At 66.8% G+C, this 18,384-nt stretch carries 17 protein-coding genes; 7 read left to right on the top strand and 10 right to left on the bottom strand.

Going from position 1 to position 18,384, the window contains the following annotated elements; genetic code table 11:
* Nucleotides 1-18: 18 nt before the first annotated feature.
* Nucleotides 19-1,932, top strand: coding sequence for an AI-2E family transporter (locus J0J10_RS09335; protein ID WP_465247178.1), 1,914 nt, complete (start codon nt 19-21; stop codon nt 1,930-1,932).
* A gap of 76 nt (nt 1,933-2,008) precedes the next feature.
* Here J0J10_RS09335 and ahcY read toward each other — a convergent pair whose 3' ends face one another.
* The 6 genes from ahcY to J0J10_RS09305 all read right to left on the bottom strand — a co-directional run bounded on the left by ahcY (nt 2,009) and on the right by J0J10_RS09305 (nt 7,483).
* The gene (gene ahcY, locus J0J10_RS09330; protein ID WP_291646216.1) at nt 2,009-3,388 is read right to left on the bottom strand and encodes an adenosylhomocysteinase; all 1,380 of its coding nucleotides are present in this window, start codon (nt 3,386-3,388) and stop codon (nt 2,009-2,011) included.
* 231 nt (nt 3,389-3,619) lie between these two features.
* Nucleotides 3,620-3,937 (bottom strand): HPr family phosphocarrier protein, encoded by a 318-nt coding sequence (locus J0J10_RS09325; RefSeq protein WP_291646238.1) that lies wholly within the window; start codon nt 3,935-3,937, stop codon nt 3,620-3,622.
* A gap of 17 nt (nt 3,938-3,954) precedes the next feature.
* The gene (locus J0J10_RS09320; RefSeq protein WP_291638490.1) at nt 3,955-4,356 is read right to left on the bottom strand and encodes a PTS sugar transporter subunit IIA; all 402 of its coding nucleotides are present in this window, start codon (nt 4,354-4,356) and stop codon (nt 3,955-3,957) included.
* Between the two features lie 104 nt (nt 4,357-4,460).
* The gene (locus tag J0J10_RS09315) at nt 4,461-4,916 is read right to left on the bottom strand and encodes an HPr kinase/phosphorylase (RefSeq protein ID WP_291646215.1); all 456 of its coding nucleotides are present in this window, start codon (nt 4,914-4,916) and stop codon (nt 4,461-4,463) included.
* Nucleotides 4,913-6,718, bottom strand: a complete 1,806-nt coding sequence (locus tag J0J10_RS09310; protein WP_291646214.1) for a sensor histidine kinase — start codon at nt 6,716-6,718, stop codon at nt 4,913-4,915. Before J0J10_RS09310 ends, J0J10_RS09315 begins: the two co-directional genes overlap by 4 nt.
* Before the next feature lie 63 nt (nt 6,719-6,781).
* A complete protein-coding gene (locus tag J0J10_RS09305) occupies nt 6,782-7,483 on the bottom strand; it encodes a response regulator transcription factor (RefSeq protein ID WP_291646213.1) in 702 nt (233 codons plus the stop codon).
* Nucleotides 7,484-7,622: 139 nt separating this feature from the next.
* Here J0J10_RS09305 and J0J10_RS09300 point away from each other — a divergent pair, with 139 nt between their 5' ends.
* The 3 genes from J0J10_RS09300 to J0J10_RS09290 all read left to right on the top strand — a co-directional run bounded on the left by J0J10_RS09300 (nt 7,623) and on the right by J0J10_RS09290 (nt 11,344).
* On the top strand, nt 7,623-8,372 hold the full coding sequence (locus J0J10_RS09300; RefSeq protein WP_291646212.1) for a HugZ family pyridoxamine 5'-phosphate oxidase: 750 nt from the start codon (nt 7,623-7,625) through the stop codon (nt 8,370-8,372).
* Nucleotides 8,373-8,582: 210 nt separating this feature from the next.
* Nucleotides 8,583-10,193 carry a phosphoenolpyruvate carboxykinase gene (locus tag J0J10_RS09295; RefSeq protein ID WP_291646211.1) on the top strand — a complete coding sequence of 537 codons (1,611 nt, stop codon included), beginning with the start codon at nt 8,583-8,585 and terminating at the stop codon, nt 10,191-10,193.
* 146 nt (nt 10,194-10,339) lie between these two features.
* A complete protein-coding gene (locus tag J0J10_RS09290) occupies nt 10,340-11,344 on the top strand; it encodes an Lnb N-terminal periplasmic domain-containing protein (protein WP_291646210.1) in 1,005 nt (334 codons plus the stop codon).
* Between the two features lie 9 nt (nt 11,345-11,353).
* Here J0J10_RS09290 and J0J10_RS09285 read toward each other — a convergent pair whose 3' ends face one another.
* Nucleotides 11,354-12,094 carry a M48 family metallopeptidase gene (locus tag J0J10_RS09285; RefSeq protein ID WP_291646209.1) on the bottom strand — a complete coding sequence of 247 codons (741 nt, stop codon included), beginning with the start codon at nt 12,092-12,094 and terminating at the stop codon, nt 11,354-11,356.
* Between the two features lie 176 nt (nt 12,095-12,270).
* On the opposite strand from J0J10_RS09285, the gene rhuM reads away from it, so the two are divergent.
* Nucleotides 12,271-13,302: a RhuM family protein gene (rhuM, locus tag J0J10_RS09280; protein ID WP_291646208.1), complete on the top strand. Its 1,032-nt coding sequence runs from the start codon at nt 12,271-12,273 to the stop codon at nt 13,300-13,302.
* 10 nt (nt 13,303-13,312) lie between these two features.
* Here rhuM and J0J10_RS09275 read toward each other — a convergent pair whose 3' ends face one another.
* Nucleotides 13,313-14,614 carry a polyhydroxyalkanoate depolymerase gene (locus tag J0J10_RS09275; protein ID WP_291646207.1) on the bottom strand — a complete coding sequence of 434 codons (1,302 nt, stop codon included), beginning with the start codon at nt 14,612-14,614 and terminating at the stop codon, nt 13,313-13,315.
* A 195-nt stretch (nt 14,615-14,809) separates the two neighbouring features.
* On the opposite strand from J0J10_RS09275, the gene J0J10_RS09270 reads away from it, so the two are divergent.
* Together J0J10_RS09270 and J0J10_RS09265 are read left to right on the top strand one after the other, a co-directional pair.
* Nucleotides 14,810-16,159: an ActS/PrrB/RegB family redox-sensitive histidine kinase gene (locus J0J10_RS09270; RefSeq protein ID WP_291646206.1), complete on the top strand. Its 1,350-nt coding sequence runs from the start codon at nt 14,810-14,812 to the stop codon at nt 16,157-16,159.
* Between the two features lie 145 nt (nt 16,160-16,304).
* Nucleotides 16,305-16,868, top strand: coding sequence for an ActR/PrrA/RegA family redox response regulator transcription factor (locus tag J0J10_RS09265; RefSeq protein ID WP_291638501.1), 564 nt, complete (start codon nt 16,305-16,307; stop codon nt 16,866-16,868).
* An 8-nt stretch (nt 16,869-16,876) separates the two neighbouring features.
* On the opposite strand, the gene J0J10_RS09260 is transcribed toward J0J10_RS09265, so the two are convergent.
* Nucleotides 16,877-17,722 (bottom strand): hypothetical protein, encoded by an 846-nt coding sequence (locus tag J0J10_RS09260; protein WP_291646205.1) that lies wholly within the window; start codon nt 17,720-17,722, stop codon nt 16,877-16,879.
* Between the two features lie 101 nt (nt 17,723-17,823).
* Nucleotides 17,824-18,288: a DNA repair putative endonuclease MmcB gene (gene mmcB / locus J0J10_RS09255; protein ID WP_291638503.1), complete on the bottom strand. Its 465-nt coding sequence runs from the start codon at nt 18,286-18,288 to the stop codon at nt 17,824-17,826.
* Between the last annotated feature and the right edge of the window lie 96 nt (nt 18,289-18,384).

Here is an 18,384-nt window from a genome sequence, read left to right as displayed (position 1 = left end):
CGGATAGAGGGGGGTGCGATGGCGAGCGGGCGAGAGAACGGGCAGGCGCGGCTGCCGGATTCGGGCAAGGCGGGGTCTTTCACCGGCGCGACGATCATGCCGGAGGCCCTGCCGCCGCTGATGGTGCTGGTCGGCGCGATCGCGGTGCTCTATTTCGCCCGGGAGGTCTTCATGCCTCTCGCCATCGCGGTGCTCCTCACCTTCGCACTGGCGCCGGTCGTCTCGATGATCCGCAAATCCGGCATGCCCCGCATGCCGGCGGTCATCGCCGCGGTCACGGCGGCCTTCATCGCGATCTCCGCCTTCAGCTTCGTCGTCGTGACGCAGGTCGGCGAGCTCGCGCAGCAATTGCCGACCTATCAGTCGAATATTCTGACGAAGATCAGGTCGGCCAAGGACACGGGCGCCGGCAGCGGCATCGTCAAGCGGATCACCGATGCCGTCGAGCGGGTCGGCAAGGAGATCAGCCAGCCCGAGGATACAAGCCAGACCGTCGAGAGCCAGCGCCCGGCGAATCCGATCCTCGTCGAAATCTATTCGCCCGAGAGGCCCATCCAGCTGCTGACCAGCATGATCCTGTCCTTGGTCGGGCCGCTCGCGACCGCCGGACTGGTCATCGTCGTGGTGATCTTCATGCTGCTCGAGCGGGAGGATCTGCGCGACCGCTTCATCCGCCTGGTCGGCTACAGCGACCTGCACCGGACCACCGAAGCGCTGCAGGACGCCGGCAGCCGCGTCGGCCGCTATCTCCTGATGCAGCTCGTCGTGAACGTCACCTATGGCATTCCGGTCGCCCTCGGCCTCTGGCTGATCGGCATCCCCAACGCGATGCTCTGGGGCGCGCTCGCCATCATCCTGCGCTTCGTGCCCTATATCGGCCCCGCCATCTCCATGGTGCTGCCGCTCTTCCTGGCGGTCGCGGTCTCGCCGGACTGGTCGCTCGTGCTCTGGGTCGTGGCGCTCTTTCTCGTCATGGAGCTGATCAGCAACAATGTCGTCGAGCCTTGGCTCTATGGCTCGGGGACCGGGCTATCCCCGCTCGCCATCATCGTCGCCGCGATCTTCTGGACCTGGCTCTGGGGGCCGGTCGGCCTGGTGCTCTCGACGCCGTTGACCGTCTGCCTCGTCGTCCTCGGCAAGCATGTGCCGCAGTTCCGCTTCTTCGAGGTCCTGTTCGGCAGCGAACCGGTGCTCGATCCCGAGGCCCGGCTCTATCAGCGCCTGCTCGCCAACGACCCGGACGAGGCGACCGACCAGCTCGACGAGCTGCTCGAGGAGCAATCCCTGCCCGAGGTCTATGCCCGGGTCGCGATCCCGGCGCTGATCCTCGCCGAGCGTGATCGCGCCCGCGGGGTGATGAGCGCCGAGCAGCGCGAGAGCGTCGCGGCGACGGCGCGCGCCCTGGTCGCCAATCTCGGCGAGTTCGCGGAGCCGCGGGCCGGTTCGGACGAGGCCGAGAAGGGCGAGGCCGCGCAGCCTGGCGGCGAAGCCGGGCGGGATGGGCGGCTGCCGGCGCTGGCCGGCCGGACCATCCTCTGTCTCGGTGGCAGGAACGCCCTCGACGATGCGAGCGCCGCCATGCTCGCGCAGGTCCTGCTCCATCAGGGCGCGGACGCGTCAAGCGCCGGCTTCGCCGATCTGGAGGCCGCAAGGCTGCGGGCGCTGCTCGCCGCGGGGCCGGACGCGGTCCTGCTCTGCCTGCTGAGCCGCGATTCCCTGCGTCATGGCCGCTTCCTGGTGCGGCGGCTGAAGCGGGCCCGGCCCGGTCTGCGGATCGGTCTGGTGTTCTGGCGCGATCCGGCCGAGCCGCGTGGAGCCGAGGAGAGTGCCGCCGCGGTCGATGTCGATTTCATTGCCCACGATATCGAGGAAGCGGTCGCCGGGCTTGGCCCTGTCCGCAGCGAGCCCGTAGCTGCGGCCGCCGCCGGCTGAGGGGCCGCAGCACAGGCGCCATGAAAAAAAACCCGGCGCGAGGCCGGGCTTTCGTCGTCTCAGCGGTTCTTGCCGCTCAGTAGCGATAGAGTTCCGGCTTGAACGGGCCGGTCTGCGCGAGACCGAGATATTTCGACTGCGCTTCGGTCAGCACGGTCAGCTTGGCGCCGACCTTGGCGAGATGCAGCGCCGCGACCTTCTCGTCGAGATGCTTGGGCAGGGTGTAGACCTTGTTCTCGTACTTGGCGTGGTGGTTCCACAGCTCGATCTGGGCCAGCGTCTGGTTCGAGAACGAGCAGGACATCACGAAGGACGGGTGGCCGGTCGCGTTGCCGAGATTCACCAGGCGGCCTTCCGAGAGCAGGATGATGCGCTTGCCGTCGGGGAACTCGACCTCGTCGACCTGCGGCTTGACGTTGTCCCACTTGAAGTTCTTCAGGCCGGCGACCTGAATCTCCGAGTCGAAATGGCCGATATTGCAGACGATGGCGCGGTGCTTCATCGCGCGCATATGGTCGACGGTGATGACGTCGCAATTGCCGGTGGCGGTCACGAAGATGTCGCCGCGCGAGGTGGCGTCTTCCATGGTGACGACCTCATAGCCCTCCATCGCCGCCTGCAGGGCGCAGATCGGGTCGATTTCGGTGACAAGCACGCGGCAGCCGGCCTGGCGCAGCACGTCGCCATAGCCGGCGACGACCGCGACCTTGCCCGACATCATCACGTCGGTGCCGCGGCGGATGGCGTCGACCAGCGACTCGCGGCAGCCATAGAGGTTGTCGAACTTCGACTTGGTGACGCTGTCGTTGACGTTGATCGCCGGGAAGGGCAGGCGGCCGGCCTTGGCGAGGTCGTAGAGGCGGTGCACGCCGGTGGTGGTCTCCTCCGAGACGCCCTTGATCGCGGCGCGGGTCTTGGTGAACCAGCCCGGATTGGCGGCGAGCTCGCGCTTGATCAGCTTGAAGAAGATCGTCTCTTCCTCATTGCCCGGCTTGTCGAGGAAGGCGGCATTGCCGGCCTCGGCCTCGGCGCCGAGGATGATCAGCATGGTCAGGTCGCCGCCATCGTCGAGGATCATGTTCGGCGTGCCGCCATCGCCCCAGGTGGCGGTGCGCAGCACGTATTCCCAGTACTCCTCCAGCGTCTCGCCCTTGATCGCGAAGACCGGCGTGCCGGTGGCGGCGATCGCGGCGGCGGCGTGGTCCTGGGTCGAGAAGATGTTGCAGGACGACCAGCGCACATCGGCGCCGAGATCCTTCAGGGTCTCGATCAGCACCGCGGTCTGGATGGTCATGTGCAGGCAGCCGGCGATGCGTGCGCCCTTCAGCGGGTTCTTGCCCTTGTGCTCGGCGCGGATCGCCATCAGGCCCGGCATCTCGTCCTGGGCCATGTTGATCTCCTTGCGGCCGAAATCCGCAAGCGTGATGTCCTTGACGACGTAGTCCTGCTTCGACACGGGAGCGCTCCAATCGATGGTTCTGCGATGATGGAGGGCTCTCTAGCAGGGCTGCCGGCAGAGCGCAATCAAAGATATAAAGATGTCTTTATGTCTTGCTGCCGCGGGCGGGCAAGCGCGTGATGCCCGGCCTGACCGAGGCAAGATGTGGCGAGCGCACAGGGCTGTTGTCTCGTTCTGCGAGGGGTGCCCGGGTCTGCGTTGCGCTCCGCCCGGGAAGACGGCCGAAGCCTATTCGCCTTCGCCGAACCTGTCGGCGACCAGCGCTTCCAGCGCCTTCAGGGCCTGCTGGGCCTCGTTGCCCTGCGCGACGACGGTGATGGTCGAGCCGATGCCGGCGCCGAGCGTCAGAATGCCCATGATCGAGGTCGCGCCGACGGTCTCGCCGCAGCGGCTCACGGTGATGTCGGCGTCGAAGCCCGAGGCGCATTGCACGAATTTCGCCGTGGCGCGGGCGTGCAGCCCCTTCTTGTTGACGATCTCGAACTCGCCATGGACGGCCCCGGCCGGGATTTCGACCTCCGAACAGTCGCAGTCCTCTTCGCGCATCTCGTCCAATTCGGCCCTCATTTGCCCGCAAGCACGCGGCTGGCGACCGTGATGTATTTGCGGCCGGCATCCTGCGCGCTGGTGACGGCTTCGTCGAGGGTCTTTTCCTCGCGCACGCTGGCGAGCTTGATCAGCATCGGCAGATTGATCCCGGCGACGACGTCGATGCGGCCGGGCTCCATCACCGAGATGGCGAGATTGGAAGGCGTGCCGCCGAACATGTCGGTGAGCACGATGACGCCTTTGCCGCTCTCGACCTGCTCGACTGCCGCGATGATGTCGCGGCGACGACCTTCCATGTCGTCATCGGGGGCGATGGCGATCGTGGCGAGGTTTTCCTGAGGGCCGACGACGTGTTCAAGGGCGGCGCGGAATTCCGTCGCCAGGTGCCCATGCGTCACAAGCACGAGTCCGATCATTCAACACCACCGGAGAGCGCCTGTGGCGCCCGGACAAGGTCGCGGTTTATGCGGCAGGTGCGAAGGATAGGCAAGCGCTTGTCTCGAACTCGTCGAATCTGAGCTTAGGCCGCCCCGGTGAAAAGTGCGAGTGCCGCGAGCACCAGATGCTCGTCGCCGGCCCGCCCGGCCACCCGCAACCGCGGCAGGGCGATGCCCGCCAGCGTATCGACCAGCTCTTCGGGTTCCGGCATGCGCTGCGGCTCGGTGCCGCAGTCGACGACGAGGCGGATCACCACGGCGCCGAGATGCGGCTCGGGTGTCAGGCCGAGGCCGCGGCGCTCGACCAGTCCTTCGAGCGGTGCGACCGGCCGGGCGATCAGCCGCCCGGCGCGGGCCGCGATCCCGGTGCGGTCGTCGGAGACCAGCCGCGCGAACTGCCCTTGCGCCCGCGCCAGGCCGATCAGGGCGAGCGCGAGGCTCGATTTGCCGGAGCCGGCAGGGCCGCGGATCAGGATGCCGGTCTCGCCGATCGCGACGGCGCCGGCATGCAGGGTCTCGGGACGTTTCATCTTGCTCATGCCGGTTGCGGCGCAGCCGGCAGGCGAACCACGAAGCGCGCGCCCAGCGGCTTGTCCTCGCCTTCCGACTGCTCGGACTCGTAGCGGTTCTCCGCCCGGATCGTGCCGCGATGCGCCTCGATGATCTGGCGCGAGATCGACAGGCCGAGGCCGGAATTCTGGCCGAAGCCATGTTCCGGCCGGTCGGTGTAGAAGCGTTCGAATATCCGCTCCAGCGCATGGGACGGAATGCCCGGCCCGTCATCCTCGACGGTGATCAGCACATCTGCGGCGACGCGCGAGAGCTTGATCCTCACGGGTTTGTCGGCTGGCGAGAAGGAGCGGGCGTTCTCGATCAGGTTGACGATGACCTGTCCTAGGCGGGAATCGTGGCCGAGCACGCGGAAGGCGTTGCTGCCGGCCGGCGCGGCCGGGCGCTGCCCGCGCCGCTCGATCGAGAGCTCGACCTCCGGCTGGCCCTCGCGGCGGGTCTGGTTCTGCACCGAGACCACCGCCTCGAGCAATTGCGCGACGTCGAGCGGCACGGCGTCGTCGCGGGCGAGCTCGGCATCGAGCCGCGAAGCGTCGGAGATGTCCGAGATCAGCCGGTCGAGCCGCTTCACATCGTGCTGGATCACCGCCAGCAGGCGGCTGCGGGATTCGTCGCTCTTCGCCAAAGGCAGCGTCTCGACGGCGCTGCGCAGCGAGGTCAGCGGATTCTTCAGCTCATGGGCGACGTCGGCGGCGAAGCTCTCGATCGCCTCGATGCGGTCGTAGAGCGCGCGCGTCATCTCGCGGAAGGAGGCGGAGAGATGGCCGATCTCGTCATGGCGGCTGGAGAAGTCCGGGACCTCCTCGCGCGACTTGACGCCGCGGCGGACGCGCTGGGCGGCGTCGGCGAGCTTGCGGATCGGCTCGGCGATGGTGCCGGCGAGCAGCACCGAAAGCACGATCATCACACCGGCGGCGACGGTGAAGGCCTGGAAGATGGCGTAGCGCTCGGCGGTGATGACGCTGTCGATGTCCCCGCCCTGCGTCGAGAGCAGCAGGGCGCCGCGCACGGCCCGGAAGCGCTGCACCGGCACGGCGACCGAGACGATGGTCTCGCCGCGGGTGTTGACGCGCACCACGCTGGCCGGCGAGCCGGCGAGGGCGCGGGCGACTTCGGTATAGGATTTGCCGTTGGCATTGGCGAAATCGTCGTAGACGGGCAGGTCGGCGCGCCCGAGGCGGTTGCGGAACAGGTTCCAGGTCCGTTCCAGCAGCGGCGGCTCGTCGGATTCGCCGACGCGGGGCAGGTCGAGCCGCATGATGTCGCCGCGCGAGTAGAGGTTGCGCGAATCGAGCGTCAGCATCCCGTCCTTGTCGTAGATCCGGGCCCGCGTCTTGGTCGGAGTGACCAGCCGGCGCAGCAGCGGCGCGACCTTTTCCGGATTGATCGAGAAATCGAGCGGGTCCTCGGCGATCATGCCGCTTTCGCCGGCCTGCATCTGCAAGAGCTTGTCGGGGTCGATCGCGATCGTGTCGGTCTCGACCGTGGCGGAGGCGGCGATCGCGCCGGCGATGATCTCGCCCTGGGTCAGAAGGCTCTGGACCCGTGCCTCGATCAGCCCCTCTCGGAACTGGTTGAGATAGAGGAAGCCGACGAGCAGCGCCACGAGCCCGGCGAGGTTGAGGACGACGATGCGCCGGGTCAGGCTCGAGGCGGCGCGGGCCGAGACGGCACGCACCGCGCGCCGGCCGATCAGCGCCAGCCGGCGGCGCAGCGTCGAAATCCAGCCCGGAGCGGCAGGGTGGGTCCCTTCCTTTTCGATCGTCGCCATAACCGGCTCATATCCTCGCAATGCGAGCCTGTGAATCCGTTATCGGCGGCACCGATGCCGGGCTCAGCTCTCCTTGAAGCGATAGCCGACGCCGTACAGCGTCTCGATCATGTCGAACTCCGGATCGACCTGGTTGAACTTCTTGCGCAGCCGCTTGATGTGGCTGTCGATCGTGCGGTCGTCGACATAGACCTCGTCGTCATAGGCGGCATCCATCAGGGCGTTGCGGCTCTTCACCACGCCCGGGCGCTGCGCCAGCGACTGCAGGATCAGGAACTCTGTCACCGTCAGCGTCACCGCCTCGCCCTTCCAGGTGCAGGTGTGGCGCTCCGGGTCCATGCGCAGCAGGCCGCGCTCGAGCGCCTTGGCGTCCTCGGTGCGGGCCGGGGCTGCGGCGTCCTTGGCGCCGGCACGACGCAGGATCGCCTTGACGCGCTCGACCAGGAGGCGCTGCGAGAACGGCTTCCGGATGAAGTCGTCGGCGCCCATCTTCAGGCCGAAGAGCTCGTCGATCTCCTCGTCCTTCGAGGTCAGGAAGATCACCGGCAGATCGGATTTCTGGCGCAGGCGGCGCAGCAGCTCCATCCCGTCCATGCGCGGCATCTTGATGTCGAAAATGGCGAGGTCGGGCGGATTCTGCTTCAACCCGTCCAGCGCCGAGGCGCCGTCGGTATAGGTCAGGATCCGGTAACCTTCGGCCTCGAGTGCAATGGAGACCGACGTCAGGATGTTGCGGTCGTCGTCGACCAGCGCAATGGTTGGCATAAGGCTTTCATCTCTCGACGTTGCAATCAAAGGGTCCACTCTCGCGCGAGAACGGCCAAAGCATGGCTGCAATCTAGCCATGCCGAGGCGGTTTCGCTACGTCTCACCCTGAAAAACCCTGCAGGAACGGAAAAGTGCCATGGCGATCGACCCGATCCGCCCGACCGATGCGACGGCGCGCGGTCTGGCGAAGACATTGCTGCGCAGCACGCGCTCGGCCGCGCTGGCGACGCTGACGCGCGAGGGCCATCCCTTCGCCAGCCTGACCAGCCTCGCCACCGATGTCGACGGCACGCCGCTGATCCTGATCTCGGCGCTCTCCGGCCATACCGGGAATCTCGAGGCCGATCCGCGCGCCTCGCTCTTGCTCGCGCCCGGCGGCAAGGGTGATCCGCTCGCCCATCCCCGCATCACCCTCCAGGTCCGAGCGCAGAAGGTCGAGCGCGACAGCGCGGAGGGCCGGCGCATCCGCCGGCGCTTCCTCGCCCGCCAGCCAAGGGCGTCGCTCTATGCCGATTTTCCGGATTTCTCCTTCTTCGCCCTCAGGCTCGGGCGCGCCAGCCTGAATGGCGGCTTCGGCAAGGCCTATGAACTGGAGGCGGCCGATCTCGTGAGCGACTGCACCCAGGCACAGGCCCTGATCGAGGCCGAGGAAGGCGCGGTCGCGCACATGAATGCCGACCATGCCGACGCGGTCAGGCTCTACGCCACCGCACTGCTCGGGGCCAAGGACGGCGCCTGGCGGATCAGCGGCCTCGACCCCGATGGCTGCGATCTCTCGCTCGGCGACAAGGTGCTGCGGCTGAATTTCGACGAGCCGGTGACCAGCCCCGATGCCCTGCGCAAGACCCTCGTCGCGCTCGCCGCCAAGGCGCGAGCCGGCAGCTGACCGCGACGATTCACCACGCCTGCTTTTTCAAACGATTTAGAAGGTGATCCGCCGGCTTGCCCCGCTCCAGGTGACTTGAGCCGGCCTCGTCATGCGCCTAAAGAGCCGTCGCAGTCATCGCCCTTCAGCGCGGGTCGCTTCATCTGACCCCGTTTCATTCGCAAGCGCCGGCGTCCAAAGCAGGCGGCTACATGGCAGGAGGAATTGCCAGTGGAGACCATCGGTCACGTCAACGCCGCCCATGGCGCGGACAAGTTCGGCCTGCAGCGGCTCAAGGCGGTCTACTGGAACCTCGAGGCGGCCCGGCTTTATGAGGAATCCCTGAAGCGCGGCGAATCGCAGATCGCCCGCGGCGGCGCGCTCTGCGCCGACACAGGCAGCCATACCGGCCGTTCGCCCAAGGACAAGTTCGTCGTCCGCGACGCGCTGACCGAGAACACCGTCTGGTGGGACAATAACGGCGCGATCTCGTCCGAGCAGTTCGATGTCCTGCTCTCCGATTTCCTGAAACATGCCGAGGGGCGCGAGCTGTTCGCGCAGGACCTCTATGGCGGCGCCGATCCGGCTCACCGGGTCAAGGCCCGCGTCTTCACCGAATTCGCCTGGCATTCGCTCTTCATCCGCAATCTCCTGATCCGCCCCGAGGTGGCCGAGATCGCCTCCTATGTGCCCGAGCTGACCATCGTCGACCTGCCGAGCTTCCGCGCCGACCCGAAGCGCCATGGCTGCCGCAGCGAGACGGTGATCGCGATCGACTTCACCCGCAAGATCGTGCTGATCGGCGGCACCGCCTATGCCGGCGAGATGAAGAAGTCGGTCTTCACCTATCTGAACTACACGCTGCCGACCAAGGGCGTGGTGCCGATGCACTGCTCGGCCAATGTCGGGCGCAATGACGATCCGGCCGTGTTCTTCGGACTCTCCGGCACCGGCAAGACCACGCTCTCGGCCGATCCCGACCGCACCCTGATCGGCGATGACGAGCATGGCTGGTCGAAGGAAGGCATCTTCAATTTCGAGGGTGGCTGCTACGCAAAGACGATCAAGCTCTCGGCCGAGGCCGAGCCGCAGATCTATGCGGCCTCGCAGCGCTTCGGCACGGTGCTCGAGAACATCGTCATGGATCCGATCTCGCGCGAGGTCGATTTCGACGACCAGACCAAGACCGAGAACACCCGCTCGGCCTATCCGCTCGACTTCATCCCGAACGCCTCGCGCACCGGCCGCGCCGGCACGCCGAAGAACATCGTGATGCTGACGGCCGACGCCTTCGGCGTGATGCCGCCGATCGCCAAGCTGACCCCGGCCGAGGCGATGTACCACTTCCTCTCCGGCTACACCGCCAAGGTCGCCGGCACCGAGCGCGGTCTGGTCGGCGTGCAGCCGGAGTTCTCGACCTGCTTCGGCTCGCCCTTCCTGCCGCGCCACCCGTCGGAATACGCCAATCTGCTGCGCGACTTCATCGCCAAGCACCATGTCGATTGCTGGCTGGTGAACACCGGCTGGACCGGCGGCGGCTATGGCGTCGGCCGGCGCATGCCGATCCGCGTCACGCGGCGCCTGCTGACGGCGGCGCTCGACGGGTCGCTGAACCGCGCCGATTTCCGCCGGGATCCCTATTTCGGCTTCGCCGTTCCCACTTCGGTGCCCGGCGTCGAGCCGCACATCCTCTATCCCGTGAAGACTTGGCAGGACAAAGCCGCTTTCGCCGAGACCGCCAAGAACCTGATCGGCATGTTCGCCAAGAACTTCGAGAAGTTCGAGGCCCATGTCGACGACGCGGTGAAGGCGGCGGCGCCGACGAACTCGCTCGCCGCCTGAGCGTGCGTCGCAACGTCATGCTGGCGCGCGTTCCGTTCGGCCGATATCGGCAGAACGACAAGAATTCGCGCCAGATCAAGACCTTGAGCATGTTCTGATCGCAAAAGTGGCTACCACTTTTGCGGAACATGCTATGAGAGGCGGCGATGAGCCGCCTCTTTCTTTTTCTCCTGCAAGCGTTGCTGACGCTCGTTGTTCTCGGCGCCACACTGTGGGGCGCCGGGCTCCTGGTCTTTCGCGTGCCGGGGGCGATGGGCACCGCCGGTGCGGTCGCCTTCGGGCTCGCCGGCCTTGCGGGCGCGATCGGCCTGTGGACCGGTGCGCCGCGGCTGCCCTTGTCCTTCGCCGTGCTCTTCATCGGCCTGCTCGGCTGGTGGGGCAGCATGCAGCCCTCGCATCAGCGCGACTGGATTCCCGAGCTCGCCCGGCTGCCCGAGATCGCTCGCGAGGGCGACAAGCTCACCGTCAGTAATTTCCGCAATTTCCGCTGGCGTACCGAAGCCGATTACGACCAGCGCTGGGAGACGCGCAGCTACGACCTGAGCAAGGTCGAGGGCATCGATCTTTTCCTCTCCTACTGGTCGGGCGAGGCGATCGCCCATCTCTTGGTCAGCTTCAATTTCAGCGATTCCCTGCCGCTTACCTTCTCGATCGAGGTCAGGCGCGAGAAGGGCGAGGAATGGTCGTCGCTCGCCGGCTTCTTCCGGGTCTACGAGATGGCCTATGTCACGGCCGATGAGCGCGATGTCGTCGGCCTGCGCACCCATGCGCGCGGCGAGGATGTCCGGATGTTCCGTCTGCGCGCTTCGCCGGAACAGGCGCGTGAGGTGCTGCTCGCCTATGCCGCTGATGTGAACCGGCTCGCGGCGCAGCCGCGCTGGTACAACACCATCGCCACGAACTGCACCACGGTGGTCTACCGGCTCGTCGCCTCGGTCTCGCCGGGCTGGAGCTTCACGCTGCCGCTCGACCCGCGCGTCCTGCTCTCCGGCTATCTGCCGGGTTATCTCAAGGATATCGGCGCGGTCCGGCAGGATCTGCCGCTGGCGGAGTTGGTCCGGCTCGGCCGGATCAGCGAGCGGGCGAAGACGATCTCGCTCGACGACCCGGATTTCTCGCGGCTGATCCGCGAGGGCGTGCCCAAGCCTTGAGACCGGCGCTCAGCCATAGCCGTGCAGCGAGGCGCCATGGCGCTTTAGCCAGGCTTCGGCCTCCTCGGTGCGTGGGCAGAGCTTGTGGGTCAGTGCCCAGAAGCGGTGCGAATGGTTCATCTCCTTGAGATGCGCGACCTCATGGGCGGCGAGGTAGTCGAGCACCAAAGGCGGCGCCAGGATCAGCCGCCAGGAGAAATTGAGATGGCCCTTCGACGAGCACGAGCCCCAGCGGCTGGTGGTGTCGCGGATGGTGATCTTGCGGGCGGGGATGCCGAGCGTCGCCGTATGGACCCGCACGGCCCGCTCGAGATCGGCGAGCGCCTCGCGGCGCAGGAAGTCCTTGACCCTTCTTGCGACATGGGCTGCCTCGCCGCAGACCGTGATGATCGGCTCGCCATCGCTTGAAAGCGCGGCGCGGGTGACACCCCGCAGCTTGGTCCAGTGCATGATGCGGTGGGGCGTGCCGCGCAGCGGCACCAACGCGCCGGGCTCGAACGGCACGCCGGCCGGGCGCTTGGCCAGCCTTGCCGCGATCCAGCCGCCATGGTTCTGCGCAAAGCTGCGGCCCAGGGCGAAATCGGCGCGCTCCGGCAGGGTCAGCGTGACCTCGCCGGTCGCCTGCGAAACCCGCAGCGTCATGCGCCGCGCCGCGGCGCGTCGCTTCACGGCGACCGGATAGATGGCGCCGGCATGCGCGACCTCGATCCGGTCCGGATCGGGCTGCCGCTTGAACAGGGAAAATCGCATCGCCGCGATTGTGCGGGATTCGCGACGGGAGAGGAAGGGGCGGGCAGACGCTGACCGAACAGCGCATCCTGGCTCGGCAGAGTACACGCTTCGCTTGTGCACGGCCCTGCGCCCTCCGCTTGCTTCTTTCGGAAGATTTGTATTCTCTTTGTTCTCATGCGGAGGCAGGGGCGCGTATGGCTGGGGATCAGGCGGAGCCGGTTCGACTGGAGGAGGATTCCGAGACGGGCGATCTGTTCCTCGTCTACGGGACCGAACAGGGCCTTCGCATCGACATTCGCTATGAAGGTGAAACGCTCTGGATGACGCAGGCGCAGATCGCTCAACTGTTTGGCCGCGATATCTCGACCATCTCTCGTCACATCGCCAATGTGCACGAAGAGGGCGAGCTGGACGAAGCGACTTCTTTGCAAAAAATGCAAACAAGTATGGGACGCCCGACGACCCTCTACAGCCTCGATATGGTGATCTCGATCGGCTACCGCGTCTCGTCCGCGCACGCGACCCTTTTCCGCCGCTGGGCGACCGGTATTCTGGTCCAGTTCGCCAGGAAAGGCTTCGTCGTCGATACGAGGCGGCTCAAGGAGCCCGGCAATGCCGGCCGCATCGCCGAACTGCGCGAGGTCATCCGCGACCTTCGCTCCGAAGAGGCGAATCTCTACCAGGAGCTGCGCCAAATCTGCTCGATGTGTCAGGACTATGATGGCTCGGCCGCCGTCGCGCGCGAATTTTTCCAGCGCACGCAAGCCAAATTGGTCTACGCGGTGACCTCGCATACGCCCGCGGAAATCGTCAGCCACCGAGTCGATTGCGAAGCACCGGACATGGGGCTGCAAAGCTGGCCGGCCGAGAATATCCGCAAGCAGGACGCCACGGTCTCCAAGAACTACCTGACCGAAGCAGAGATCAAGGAGCTGAACCGCCTGACTTCGATCCTGCTCGACATCTTTGAAGACCAGCTCGATATTGGCAGGTTGGTCCTGATGGAGGAGGCTCGCCAGCTTCTCGACCGGCAATTGCAGAATCTCGGGCGCGCCGTGCTCCGCGGCGGCGGCTCGGTCAGCGCGGACCAGGCCAAGGCGCGCGCCGAGGCGCAGTACGAGGAATTCGATCGCCGCCGGAAGCTGGAGCGCCGGCGCGAGGCCGACGCCCATATCGCGGAACTCGCCGCCGAGGCGAAGCGCCTGCCGAAGCCGCCCCGGCGTTAACTCACCTGCTTCAGCCTGCGACCTTCAGCGCCTTGCGGGCGGTCGCGGCGCTTTCGTTGCGGCGCTCGCTGGCGGCCTTCATGTCGAGCGTCAGCATGAAGTCGGAGATCCGCGGTGCGATCTCGGAGCGGAAGCGCGAGCCGTTGAAGACGCCGTAATGGCCGACGCCCATCTGCAGATATTCGGCCCGCAGATCGTCGGGGATGTTGACGCACAGATCATGCGCCGCCTTGGTCTGTCCGACGCCGGAAATGTCGTCCTTCTCGCCCTCGACCGTCATCAGCGCGACGCGGCGCACCGCCGTCAGATCGACCGGCTTGTCGCGGTGCATCAGCTCGCCCTTCGGCAGCGCGTGCTGGACGAAGACCTTGTCGACCGTCTCGAGATAGAATTCGGCGGTCAGATCCATCACGGCGAGATATTCGTCGTAGAAATCGCGGTGCTTCTCGGCCGAATCGCCGTCGCCGGCGACGAGGTGCTTGTACATGTCGTAATGCGCGGTCAGGTGGCGGTCGAAATTCATCGCCATGAAGCCCGAAAGCTGCAGGAAGCCGGGATAGACCTCGCGGAAGGCGCCGAGATGCGGGAACGGCACCCTTGTGATGCAGTTGCGGCGGAACCAGTCGGTGCCGCGTTCCATGGCGAGATCGTTGACCGCGGTCGGCGAGCGCCTGGTGTCGATCGGCCCGCCCATCAGCGTCATCGAGCGCGGCGCGTTCGGGTCGCCCTCGGCCTCCATCCGGGCGATCGCCGCGAGCACCGGCACGGAGGGCTGGCAGACGGCCATGACATGGGTGTCGGGGCCGAGCTTCTGCAGCATGGCGATGACGTAGTCGATATAGTCGTCGAGGTCGAAGCGGCCGGCCGCCATCGGCACCAGCCGGGCGTCGATCCAGTCGGTGATGTAGACCTCGTGATCGGGCAGGAAGGCCTCGACGGTACCGCGCAGCAGCGTGGCGTAATGGCCCGACATCGGCGCGACCATCAGCACCTTGGGCTGCGGCTTGCGGCGCTGGCCGATCTGGCGGTCGAAATAGACCAGGTTGCAGAAGGGGCGCTGCCAGACGACGCGTTCCTCGACCGCGACCTTGACGCCGCCGACGGTGGTCTCGGCGAGGCCGAAGGCCGGCTTGCCGTAGCGGCGCGTCGTCCGCTCGAACAATTCGCAGGAAGCGGCGACCGAGCGCCCGAACGGGGTGTAGGTCAGCGGATTCGCCGGATTCTTGAAGGCGAGATGCATTGCATCGGACATCGCCCGCGCCGGGCTGACCATCATATGAACCGCTTCATAGGCATGATAGGCGAACGACATGGCAGTCCTCTCGTCCCGGCAGCTTCCGTTTCGCAGTGCCGAATTCTGAATGCACTGCAACAGGGGAACGCAGCGTAGATAGAATTTGTTCTCATTCAATCGTTCAAAGGGCTAAGATTTCCTTGTGATGCCGTTTAGACACAGGTTTGCACCGCCAGAAGGCCTCGCCCGTTCCAGAGATTGCGCGTCCTGACCATGCCCGACATCTTCCCGGAAGCGCCGGTTCGCGCGCTTCGCCATCTGCGCCTCGACACATTGGTGCGCCTGCGCTGGCTCGCCATCGCAGGCCAGAGTCTCGCAGTGGCCGGCGTACATTTTGGCCTCGGCTTCAGCTTGCCGTTCGGCTGGTGCTTCGTGGTGATCGCGGTATCCGCCTGGCTGAACATCGCGCTGCGCATTCGCTTTCCGCTCAGCCACCGCCTGCGCGAAGGCGCGGCGACGGCGCTGCTCGCCTTCGACATTCTGCAACTCGCGGCGCTGCTCTATCTCACCGGCGGCCTGCAGAATCCGTTCTCGATCCTGTTCCTGGCGCCGGTGATGATCTCGGCCACGGCTCTGCCGCCACGGCATACATTGGCGCTGGGCCTGCTGGCCGCCGCTCTCGCCAGTCTCCTCACCATAGCGCATTGGCCGCTGCCCTGGTCCGGCGGCGACCGCCCGGTTCTGCCGCCCTATTATCAGGCCGGAAGCTGGATCGCCCTGCTGCTCGGCCTCGGCTTCACCGGCATCTATGCCTGGCGGGTCAGCAAGGAGGCGCATGATCTGTCGGCGGCGCTGGCGGCGACAGAACTGGTGCTGGCGCGCGAGCAGCATCTCTCGCAGCTCGATGGTCTTGCCGCCGCCGCCGCCCATGAGCTCGGCACGCCGCTGGCGACGATTACGCTGGTCGCGCGCGAACTGTCCCGGCTCGCGCCGCCGGAAGGCGAGATGGCCGACGACATCAACCTGCTGCGCGAGCAGGTCGAGCGCTGCCGCGGCATCCTCGGCAAGCTCGCCTCGCTTCAGGACGACGATGCCGGCCCGCTCGACCAGCTCTCGCTCAGTCTGCTGATCGAGGAGGCGGCGGGTCCGCAGCGCCCCTTCGGCGTGCCCTTCGAGATCACGCTGGTCGGCGACAAGCCGGAGCCGGTCTGCCGCCGCAATCCCGGCATGATCTACGGGCTCGGCAACATCGTCGACAATGCCGTCGACTTCGCCCGTTCCAAGGTGACCATAACCGCCCAGTGGACGCAGGGCGCCGTGGTCCTGACCATCGCCGATGATGGTCCGGGGTTCGCTTCCGAGGTGCTGATGCGTGCCGGCGAGCCCTATCTGTCGCGCTCGCGCGACAAGGAATCGCGTGCCGGCGGCGGCCTCGGCCTCGGCCTGTTCATCGCCAAGACGCTGCTCGAGCGCAGCGGCGCGGTGCTGGAATTTTCGAATCTGCCCCTGCCGGCGACGGGCGCTTCCATTCGCATGACCTGGCTGCGCGAGGTGTTCGAGCGGGATGATCGGCTGCTCGGACCTTCAAATTCCGAGCTTTCGGCCCTACATGCGACAGCATGAAGCCTTGCGGCGCCTCGCCGCGGCGGCCAATCGATGCCGGAGCGGTGTCGATGTGGAACATGCGAAACCGCGCTTCGCATCGGCGGCGTTCCGGCTTTAGAGTAGGGAGCCGGGCCAGGGCCCGGAGGAGATGAAGGCGATGGAAATGGCTCTCAACGCAGGCCAGGCCCAGGATGGCGCGGCCAGGGACATGTCCCTGCTGATCGTCGACGACGACAAGCCGTTCCTCAACCGCCTCGCCCGCGCCATGGAGGGCCGTGGCTATCTGGTTCGCCTCGCCGATTCGGTTCAGGCCGGGATTGCCGCCGTCGAAGAGGCCGCTCCGGCCTTTGCGGTGGTCGATCTGCGCCTCGGCGACGGCAACGGGCTCGACGTCATCGCCAGGCTGAAGGAGAAGCGGCCGGATGCGCGGGGCGTCGTGCTCACCGGCTATGGCAACATCGCGACTGCGGTCAGCGCGGTGAAGCTCGGTGCCTATGATTTCCTGGCCAAGCCCGCCGATGCCGACGAGATCCATTCCGCGCTCGCCGCCTCGCCGGATTCGCGCCCGGTGCCGCCGGAGAACCCGATGTCGGCCGATCGGGTGCGTTGGGAGCACATCCAGCGCGTCTACGAACTCTGCAGCCGCAATGTCTCCGAGACGGCGCGCCGTCTCGGCATGCATCGGCGCACCTTGCAGCGTATCCTCGCCAAGCGCGCCCCGCGCTGAGCCGCCCTTCAGTTGCGGCAGGGGCGCTTGCCGCGCCTGAGATCGATGGCGACGTCGGCGAGTTCGGCGCGCATCCCGCAATAGGTCGCCCGGCAGGAACCGCCGGGATCGCGCGTCGTCAGTCTGCCGGCCGGCGAGACGACGAGCGTGAGCCGGCACGGGCCCTTGACCCCTTCGAGTTCGAGCTGCCAGCCGGAGCCGATCGGCCGGCCGATGCCTTCGACCCCGCAGGTATGTCCGTTCTGGCCGAGATGATCGAGGCTGATCTGGGCGCGGCCCGAGGAGGCCACATCGATCTTCAACTGCGACGAGCGGCTGGCGAAGCAATAGCGGCCAGGCCTACGCAATTCCTCCGGCCCGGTAGCGCCGTTCTCGGCGGCCGCGACGGCTCGCACGCCGCGGCACGGCGTGGTCGATAGCCGCCAGCGCTCGTCCGGCGCCAGCGAGGCAATGTCGGCGATCTTCCAGCTCTCGCCCGAGCGCAGGAATTCGAAGCGGAAATGGTTCGGCTTGCCGAAGCTGCGGAAACGGGCCTCGACGACGGCGCGCTCGCCCTCCTGCCGGGCTTCCAGCCGCAGGCTGCGCGCGATCTCCGCCTCGTCGAAATCCTGGCCATTGATATGCAGACCGAAGTCGATGCATTCCTCGCGGTCATTGGCGTCGAGCAGACGCACCAGCGCCGGCTGGAAATAGCGATTGCGCGCTCCGGGTGCGCGCAGGCGGTCGATCGAGCTGCGTGCTCCACCGCCCTCATAGATCCCGCGGACGATCTCCTCGGGCGCCTGCGCCAGGGCGCTGCCCACGGCCGCAAGGAGGCCGAGCATGGCGGCCGCGAGCCAGTTCAAGAGCTTCATCCCGACACCCCCTCAAGGCCGGTCGAGCCCAACCGCTTAGCGCAGGTGCTGCCGGGGGTCATGCACTCTAAGGCGGTAATCCGATCAGGCCCGCCGGGGCGTCAGCGCGGATCAGGATCCTCCAGCGCCGCCAGCCGCCCTGCCGCGAGCTTGGCGAAGGCGATGGTCAGCATCTTGCGTCGGGCCGGGGCGAGCGGATGGCGCGGTGCGTCGCGCAGCATCTCGCCGCCCCAGGCATCGGCGATGATCAGCCCGACATCGTCCGGAATGATTTCGTGCGGGAATTCCGGTGCGACGGCGAACAGGAAGGCGTCGCAATAGTCGCGGTAATCCGGCCATTTTCCGTCGACGCGGTAGTCCTCCAGGCTCGACTTGACCTCGACGACCAGCAATTCGCCGCTCGACGACAGCGCCACGATGTCGCCGCGCCGGCCATTGGCGAAGGTCATCTCCTTGACGATGGCGTAGCCGCGCTCGCGCAGATGCCGGGCGGCGCCGCGGCAGACGGCGCGGGTGACCTCCGGCCGGCTGGGAGCCGGGTTGAGGGTGGATTCGGTCGTGCTCATGCCTGCATGTTCTGCTTTTGTGCCTGTTGGCGCAAGCTGGAATGCCGCTTTGCGACGATGCCCTCGCAACAAGCCCTTGCGGCCGGCGGAAGGCTG

It is taken from the genome of Allobosea sp., from assembly GCF_017308075.1.
Taxonomy (GTDB): Bacteria; Pseudomonadota; Alphaproteobacteria; order Rhizobiales; family Beijerinckiaceae; genus Allobosea.
Note: the sequence above shows the minus strand (reverse complement) of the source record. Positions and strands in the feature narration are given on the sequence as shown.